We start from the raw sequence: 9,041 nt of genomic DNA, 5'->3' as shown, positions 1-9,041 counted from the left end.
TTGCCGGCGAACGCGGTGACCCGCCGCCAGCTACACCACGCAAGGGGACACGATCCACCAGCGCCCGGAGGCCGCGCTCGGCGAAGCTCCTCGGCCGGTCGAGGCCGAGCCGCGTCAGGCATTCGCGGTTCGGGGCATCCGGCGGCCGCGTCATTCCCTGCCACAACAGTCCGGGCAATTTGAGCGGCGTCCGCTGCGCGTCCCGCAACAGCTGCAGCGCCGGGATCAGCCGCTGCTCGACCTCGGTAAAATCGCTGCCGAACGGAAACGACGGCAACAGCCCGGCTTCACGCGCGGGCTTCAAGGCCTGCGCGATCCGCCCGGGAAAATTCTCGCGATGGGCGCCCGGAATTTCATGGTTCTTCGGCAGCTTGCCGGCATCCTTGGCGACCCTCGCGAGTTCGTCCTGGAAACGGGAATCCGTGACCGCCAGCATCGCCGCGATGGTCTCGGCGTCCGATCTGCCCCTGACATCGGCAACGCCGTATTCGGTGACGAAGACGTCGCGCAGGTGCCGCGGAATGGTCTCATGACCGTAGTTCCAGCGGATATTGGACTGCGTCTTGCGGCCCGCCTGCCGCGTCGCCTCCAGCGTCAGCACCGAGCGTGCGCCTTCCAGCGCGAAGGCCTGCGCGACGAAATTGTACTGGCCGCCGACGCCGCTGACGACCTGGCCATCGTCGAGGCCGTCGGAGACCGCCGCCCCCATCAGCGTTGCCAGCATCGCATTGTTGACGAAGCGGGCGCCGACGCGCGCGCGGCGCTTGGCCTCTTCGTCGCCATAGATCTGGTTGGTGAAGGATACCGGCATCATCTGGATGCGCGCGAGCTGCTGGTCCGGCATTTCGCGCAGCGCGCGATAGAGCGATTTCGGCCCGACGAAAAATGCGCCGTGCAGCTTCACGCCGTCGACCTCGCGCCTGAGGATGCCGGCGTCGATCAGGCCGAGAAACGCCTCGATCAGCATCTCGCTGACGCCGTAAAGGCCCTTCGCAAACGGTCCGGTCTGCGCAGGCTCGTTTGCCGGCGCAAGCCGCTTCATGAGCGCGTGGAATTGCGCACCATTGCGATGGCGGACGATCAATCCCTGCGCCAGCGCATCGCCGACCTGGCCGATGCCGATCTGCAGCGTGCCGCCATCGGGCACCAGACTCGCAGCATGAAGCCCGATCGCGTATTTGGTATCGCTGACCGGCTCAGCCGGTGGCGCGAACAGCGGAAAATCGGTCGCAGGGCTGTCGAGGACGGCGGAGAACTCGTCCGCCGCGAGATCGCCCGCGCCCGGCATGAACGGCAGTTCGGAATTGACCTGGCCGATCAGCCTGAACGACGCCCGCCCCTCGTTGCGGGCGCGCAGGATGTCCAGCGTGGTGTCGGTGTTGCAGCTCAGGCTGTAGCGCGTCCTGCCGTCGACCACGCGTTTCGCGACCAGTTGCGTGACGACGTTCAGGCCGCGCGTGAGCAGGTATGACGCGGCGTGGGTGTAGTTGGCGGAGATGTAATGCTGCTGGGCGTAGGGCACGCGCAGCCATTTGCCGGCGAGGAAGAAGAACTCGATCACCTCGATGTTGGGCGGCAGCTCGCCTGCATGCAACGCATTGGCGTAGGCAAGATCGGGATAACCGCCGAACAGCCGGTCGATCACCGGGCCGATGAAGCGCCGTTCGAGCAGGCTCGAGGGGTGAGGCTTTTCCAGCGTCAGCGCCGAAAACAGGGTGAGCTTGATCGAACGATCGGCGACGGCGCGCGCGTAGAGCGCGTTGACGACATGATTCGCCTTGCCGAGCCCGAGCGGCAAGCCGACCACGAGGTCGGTTCCGACGTCACGAATGATATTCTCCGCGATCGCTTCGGGATCAGAAAACAGCTTTGGCATCAGTTGCAAATCCCGGGGGTAGCTGGGGAAGCCAACCGCCCTGAATCGGACGCCAGCCAAATAAGCATAGCGCATTTGCCGCGAAGTTTTGTCTGTGACGAACCGGCCACAGCCAAGCGGGTAATTCACCGAATTCGTGTGCTGATGTCGCGCGGCAGTTTGCCTGTGGCGACGTGGCCCCCTAAACAGGTAGACGAACCGCGGCGCTCGGGGGCGGACGGCAGTGCATGATCGGGAATAACGGGCGGCCGGTGTTTCCTGAAGATCATGTTCAAACAAACAGATAGAGCGGGATGGCTCGGAACAGGGTTATCACGTTCTCGTGTCGACTACGGGATCAAATGGCTAGGCGCGCCGCACGGGTTGGCGACATTGCAGGGCGGTTGCTTCGATCGGGCATTTGCCTTGCGGCGGCTTGCTTCGCGTTCGCCGCGACGGCCGCGCATGGCGAGAGCCTGCCCGAGGCATTGGCCAAGTCCTACCAGACCAATCCCGCCCTCAATGCCGAACGCGCCCGCCAGCGCGCCACCGACGAGAACGTGCCGCAGGCGCTTTCGGGTTATCGGCCGCAGATCCTCGCGACCCTCTCCGCCGGCTTTCAGGCGGTGCGCAACCTCCTGCCCGACAACACCATCCAGTCGGCGAACCTGAAGCCCTGGACGATCGGGGTGACGGTTTCGCAAACGCTGTTCAACGGTTTCAAGACCGCCAACAGCGTCCGCGTCGCAGAACTGCAGGTGCGGTCCGGCCGCGAAGCCCTGCGCAATGTCGGTCAGGGCGTGCTGCTCGACGCCGTCACCGTCTATACCAACGTGCTCGCCAACCAGTCGCTGGTGGAAGCGCAGCGCGCCAACGTCGCGTTCCTGCAGGAAACGCTCGGCATTACCCAGAAGCGGCTCAATGCCGGCGACGTCACGCCCACCGATACCGCGCAGGCCGAGGCCCGCCTCAGCCGCGGCCGGGCCGATCTGAACGCCGCCGAGGTCAGCCTCGCCGTCAGCCAGGCGACCTATACCCAGGTGATCGGCAACGCGCCGAGCCAGCTCCGCCCCGCCGACACCATCGACCGCCTGCTGCCGCGCAGCCGCGACGACGCCACCGGGCTTGCCTTCCGCGAGCATCCGGCGGTGATGGCGGCGAGCTTCGACGTCGACGTCGCCTCGACCACGATCCGCGTCGCCGAAAGCAGCCTGATGCCGACCATCACGCTGCAGGGTAGCGCCAGCCGCAGCAGGCAGGCCGATCCTACCCTCGGCACGTTCGGGACCGACCAGGCCTCCGTGACCACCCAGCTCAACCAGCCGATCTATGACGGCGGCATGGCCGCGTCGCAGACCCGGCAGGCCAAGGAGGTCGCCAGCCAGAGCCGCCTGGTGCTGGATCAGGTCCGCAATCAGGCCCGCACCGCCGCGGTCGGAGCCTGGGTCGCCAATGAAGGCGCCAAGATCGCGGTCACCGCGTCCGAATCAGAAGTCCGCGCCGCCACCGTCGCGCTGCAGGGCGTGCAAAGGGAGGCGGCCGGCGGCCAGCGCACCACGGTCGACGTGCTGAACGCGCAGCAGGACCTGATTCTGGCGAAGGCCCGGCTGATCGGCGCGCAGCGCGACCGCGTGATCGCCTCCTACACCCTGCTGAGCGCCATCGGCCGGCTCGACGTAAAGAATCTCGGCCTCAAGACGCCCGACTATCTGCCCGAGGTTCACTACCATCAGGTGCGTGACGCCTGGCACGGGCTGCGGACGCCATCCGGACAGTAGTGGGTAGGCCCGCGCGGCAAATGACAACCCGGCGCAACTCTACTGGTTCTGAAGCCCCGTGTGCGAGGCAGCGACGCGCTCCACCGGCGGGAGCGGTTCGCGGCGGTAATCGCGCAGCCAGTCGGCGGCCTTGCGCAGGCCGCCGAACGGGAACAGGTGAAAGCCGGCGATATCAGCGGTCGCCGCCGCCGGCGCCGACTGCAGTCCCCTCACGACATCGTCCGGCCCGGTATCGGTCAGCAGCCGGCCGAACCGGCCGATCTGGGCCCGCAGTGCGCGCATGGAATTGCCGATGCCGCAGCGGAGCGCGAACTTGGTCAGCGTCGCCGGTGTCGCCGGGCCAGCCAGGCCGACGATGACAGGCAGGTCGATGCCGGCCTGATCGAGCGCACCGATCCATTCGAGGATCGGCGTGATCTCGAAGCAGAATTGCGTGACGACATCAACCCGCGTTCCGGTCCGTCGCCCCCAGTCGTGCCAGGACCTTAGGCCATTCAGCGCATCCGGCAGTTCGAGATAGGGATGGCCTTCGGGATGGCCGGCAATGCTGACGGACGCAATCCCGTGCGCCTCGAGCAAGCCGCTGGCGGCGACGTCACGCGTCGATTTGAACGGCCCCCTGGCCGCCGCGATATCGCCGGCAATCAGCAGGAGGCGCGCGACGTCGGCCTCGCCCCGCACCCGCGCCAGGAAATCGGCGAGCATCTGCGGCGACGTCATTTCGCGGGCGGCGATATGCGGCACCGGATTGTAGCCGGCCCGGCGCAGCGCGGTGGCAGTTTCGATATTGTGGCGATAATTGTCGCCGGGCAGGAAGGTGATGGTGACGTCGGTGCCGGCAGCGAAACGATCCTGCAATTCCGCGACCTGATGCCCACGCGAGGAGATCTCGACGGAGGCCGCGGGCAGCAGCGCGGCAAGCCGCTGGCGAGATTGATCGGAGACGGTCATCGCGCGCCTCCCCTCTTACGCCGGTGCGCGGCGGCGGGAGATCACATAGGTTTCGTCGTTGAACCAGAGGCCGCCGTGCTTCTTCAGCACACGGTCGGTCGCTTCGAGATATCGGCCGTCGCGAACGACTTCCGACAGCCTGTTGTCCTCGATCTGCGCGACATAGATCGCCGCGTTCCAGGCCGCGAACAGCGTCGACGTTCCGATCGGCCCGCTCACCTCATCCGGCAGCGTGTGCATGTGGTAGCGGAAGATCGAACGCGCATCGGAGGATGCGTTGAAATTGTAGTGGCGGGCGGCCGCACCGAGCTCGTGCTTGACCTGGCGCAGGATCGCATAGCGGTCGGTCTTGAAGGGATCGTCGCCCGGCCAGATCTGGTCGATGATCTCGCTGCCGGGGTCCTGGCCGTGCGAATGAATGCCGATCAGCCGCCCGCCCGGCCGCAGTGACCTGACCAGCGGTGTCACCACTTTCGACGCCTTGAACTCCACGCTCGCCCGCGCGCGATAAGGTTGCGAGGCAATGACGAGGTCATAGTCCGCCATCACCCGTCCCGGCCGCGGCATGATCGGATCGAGCAGGAACGAATGATCCTCGCGCCGCAGCGTCAGGATCACGGGACGCTGGTAGACCGGGTTGCCGGTCACAGGACTGATGCCGGCGCGCCAGTTCTCGGCGAGGAAGCTTTCTAGCTGGCCGATCTGCTCGGCGAAGCCATGCGCGGTGTTGCCGGTCAGCGTGACGTCTTTCCAGATCAGGCCCTGCGCTGACGTGACCGAGCGCGGGGTCAGCCACGGCGCCTCGGCATAATAGAGGTTGGTGACGACCAGCACGGTGGCGGGATGCTCGAACAGACGGTCCGCCATCTTCTCCAGCATCAGGCGGACGTCCTCGTAGCTGATCTCCTTCGCCACGACGTAGAGCGGCATCGTCGGAAAGCGCGCATGCACCGCCCGCATCACCCGCGAAAGCACGGTGCCGTCGCCGACGCCGGCGTCGAAGATGCGAAGCGCCGGCGGCGCCGGCTGCAGATTGCCGAGCTCAAGCGAGATGCGGTTGCCGACCTCGGTCTTCTCGCTGCAGGTCGAGACGAACAGCAGGTACTTTTGCCGGTTGTCGAAGAATCGGAACCCCGGCGGAGCAACCGCCGGAGCCGCGGCCGTGCCGTTGTGCGGCCTGGCTGGTGTCGACACCTGGCCATCGTCCCCGGCGGTCGAAGCCGGCTGGTGCTCGGCGAGATAGGCGCGGACCTTATCGAGCGTGCCGGTGGTGATCCGGGCGCCGTCGCGCAGGCGCGATACCAGCTTGCCGTCGTTGACCACCAGCCGGCCGAAGGTCGATTCAGCGGTTTTCGTCTGGCGGCAGAATTCGCGGATCTCGGCGAGTATCTGTTCGGCCGTAGCCGGCGATTTCGCCGGCGGCACGTGGCCGTTGGTTGCCCCCTGGATTTCCTCGATCCGCATGGTTTTCTCCCGCGGTTGACCCGGGGAGCATCAAGTAACGGCCGCGGGACGGCGTCAACCACAAACCGGGTGGGCAGGAAACATGGGCATATGCCCATACGGCCCTCACCGGGCGCGGCGCGAGAATACCGAGATCAGCACCGGCAGCGTCACCAGGATGACGATCGGCGCCAGCATCATGCCGGTCACCACCACGATCGCCAGCGGCTTCTGCACCTGCGAACCGATCCCTTCGGAGAGCGCCGCCGGCAACAGCCCGACGCCCGCCACCACGCAGGTCATCAGCACCGGTCGCAACTGCAATTCGCCGGCGCGGATCACCGCCCGGGTCCGCTCGTAGCCCTCGTCGATGAGCTGGTTGTACTGCGACAGGATGATGATGCCGTCCATCACCGCAATGCCGAACAGCGCGATAAAGCCGATCGCGGCCGACACGCTGAAGGGGATGCCTGTGATCAGCAGGCCGAGCACGCCACCGAAGATCGCCATCGGGATCACGCTCATCGCCAGCAGGGTGTCGACGATCGAGCCGAAATTGAAGAACAGCAGCACCCCGATCAGCGCAAGGCTGATCGGCACCACGATCGACAGCCGCTTGATGGCGTCCTGCAAGTTGCCGAATTCGCCGACCCACTCGATCCGCGAGCCCGGCGGAAGCTGGACCTGCTCGGCCACCTTGTCCTGCGCTTCCTGGATCGCACTGCCGAGGTCGCGGTTGCGGACGGAGAACTTGATCGGCAGATAGCGCTCCTGCCCCTCGCGATAGATGTAGGCCGCGCCCGAGATCAAATTGATCGAGGCGACTTCGCTGAGCGGGATCTGCGTAATGGCGCCGCCCTGCCCGGCCACGCCGATCCGCAGGTTATGAATCGCTTCGGCGCTCTTGCGATACTCCGGCGCGAGCCGAACGATGATCGGGAAATGCCGGTCGCTGCCGGGCTCGTAGAGATCGCCGGCGCTGTCGCCGCCGACCGCGACCCTGATGGTGGCGTTAATATCGCCGGGCGACAGGCCGTAGCGCGCCGCACGGGCACGGTCGATATCGATCTGGATGGTCGGCTGTCCCAGCGAGGTGAACACGGCGAGATCCGTGACGCCCTGCACCGTTCCGAGTACCGATTTGATCTTGTTGGCGGTATCGGTCAGCGCCTGCAGATCGTTGCCGAACAGCTTGATCGAGTTCTCGCCCTTGACGCCCGACACCGCCTCCGAGACGTTGTCCTGCAGATATTGCGAGAAGTTGAATTCGACGCCGGGAAATTTGTCCTGCAACTGTGCGAGCAACTGCGCGGTCAGTTCATCCTTGTCGCGGGTGCCGGGCCATTCGCTGATGGGCTTCAACGGCGCGAAGAACTCGGCATTGAAGAGGCCGGCGGCATCGGTGCCATCATCCGGACGGCCGTGCTGCGACACCACCGATTCCACTTCGGGCCGCGCGCGGATCATCTTGCGCATCTCGTTGACGTAGGCGTTGCCCTCCTGCAGCGAGATAGTCGGCGGCAGCGTGGCGCGAATCCACAGATTGCCCTCTTCCAGCTTGGGCAGGAATTCCAGCCCCAGGAACCGCACGAACACGATGGTCAGCACCACGAGCCCGGCGGCGCCGGTCATGACGATCCTGCGGTTCGCGATCGCCCAGTGAAGCACCGGCACGTAAACCCGGTCGAGTTTCCTGACGATCCAGGTTTCGGCTTCTTCCAGATGCGAGGGCAGGATGATCGCGCTCAACGCAGGCGTCACGGTGAAGGTCGCCAGCAGGCCGCCCGCCAGCGCGTAGGCATAGGTCCGCGCCATCGGGCCGAAGATATTGCCTTCGACACCACTCAGCGTGAACAGCGGCAGGAAGGCTGCGATGATGATTGCGGCCGCGAAGAAGATCGAGCGCGAGACGTCGGCTGAAGCCGACAGGATGGCGTGGCTCTTCATCCCCATCGTGGTGTCGAAGGAGATGTGGCTGCGCTCCTCCGCCGACAGCGCGATGGTCTGATTGAGCCTGCGGAAGATCGCCTCCACCATGATCACGGTGGCATCGACGATCAGGCCGAAATCGATCGCGCCGACCGACAGCAGGTTGGCGGATTCGCCGCGCAGGACCAGGATGATGACGGCGAAAAACAGCGCGAACGGTATCGTCGCGCCGACGATCAGCGCACTCCTGAGGTCGCCGAGGAACAGCCACTGCAACAGCACGATCAGGATGATCCCGACCACCATGTTGTGCAGCACCGTGTGGGTGGTGAGGTCGATCAGATCCTTGCGGTCGTAGATCCGCTCGATCTTCACGCCGGGCGGCAACACGCTGGAATTGTTGATGTCGTGAACGAGCTTCTCGACCCGGGCGATGGTCGGCGAACTCTGCTCGCCGCGGCGCATCAGCACGATGCCCTGCACGATGTCGTCATCCTCGTTGATCCCGGCGATGCCGAGCCGCGGTTTCTCGCCCACCGTGACGTTTGCGATATCCTTGACCAGCACCGGGTTGCCGCCGCTTTGCGAGATCATCGTGTTGTTGATGTCCTCGATCGAGCGGATCAGGCCGACACCGCGCACCACGGCCGATTGCGCGCCGATATTGACGGTATTGCCGCCGACGTTGATGTTGGCATTGTTGATCGCCTGCAGCACCTGCGGCAGCGTCAGCCCGTTGGCGACCAGCTTGTTGAAATCGACCTGGATCTCATAGGTCTTGGTCTTGCCGCCCCAGCCGGTGACGTCGATGACGCCGGGTACCGCGCGGAAGCGGCGCTGCAGCACCCAGTCCTGCAGCGTCTTGAGGTCGAGAACGCTGTAGTTCGCCGGTCCCTTCAGGCGGTAGCGGAAGATTTCGCCGGTCGGGCTGAGCGGCGAAATACCCGGCTGCACGCTGCCCGGCAACGGCGCGAGCTGCGACAGCCGGTTCAGGACCTGCTGCAGCGCTTCCTCGTAGGTGTAGTCGAAGGAGAACTGCAGCTTGACGTCGGACAGGCCGTACAGCGAGATGGTGCGGATCGTGC

Annotated in this window: 5 protein-coding genes; 1 reads left to right on the top strand and 4 read right to left on the bottom strand. The window is 65.5% G+C overall.

Features of this window, described 5'->3' with window-relative positions; genetic code table 11:
• Positions 1-1,876, bottom strand: a 1,876-nt coding sequence (locus V7E26_RS27370; RefSeq protein ID WP_324422372.1) for an acetyl-CoA hydrolase/transferase C-terminal domain-containing protein, incomplete at its 3' end; no start/stop codon positions are given.
• A gap of 341 nt (positions 1,877-2,217) precedes the next feature.
• On the opposite strand from V7E26_RS27370, the gene V7E26_RS27365 reads away from it, so the two are divergent.
• A complete protein-coding gene (locus V7E26_RS27365) occupies positions 2,218-3,633 on the top strand; it encodes a TolC family outer membrane protein (RefSeq protein ID WP_324422371.1) in 1,416 nt (471 codons plus the stop codon).
• Positions 3,634-3,672: 39 nt separating this feature from the next.
• Here the strand turns inward: V7E26_RS27365 and V7E26_RS27360 are convergent, their stop codons facing one another.
• The 3 genes from V7E26_RS27360 to V7E26_RS27350 all read right to left on the bottom strand — a co-directional run.
• Positions 3,673-4,584, bottom strand: coding sequence for a hypothetical protein (locus V7E26_RS27360; protein ID WP_324422369.1), 912 nt, complete (start codon positions 4,582-4,584; stop codon positions 3,673-3,675).
• A gap of 15 nt (positions 4,585-4,599) precedes the next feature.
• Positions 4,600-6,048 (bottom strand): hypothetical protein, encoded by a 1,449-nt coding sequence (locus V7E26_RS27355; RefSeq protein ID WP_324422367.1) that lies wholly within the window; start codon positions 6,046-6,048, stop codon positions 4,600-4,602.
• A gap of 105 nt (positions 6,049-6,153) precedes the next feature.
• A partial coding sequence (locus V7E26_RS27350; protein ID WP_324422365.1) for an efflux RND transporter permease subunit occupies positions 6,154-9,041 on the bottom strand: 2,888 nt, incomplete at its 5' end.

Source organism: Bradyrhizobium sp., assembly GCF_036735945.1.
GTDB lineage: Bacteria > Pseudomonadota > Alphaproteobacteria > Rhizobiales > Xanthobacteraceae > Bradyrhizobium.
Note: the sequence above shows the minus strand (reverse complement) of the source record. Positions and strands in the feature narration are given on the sequence as shown.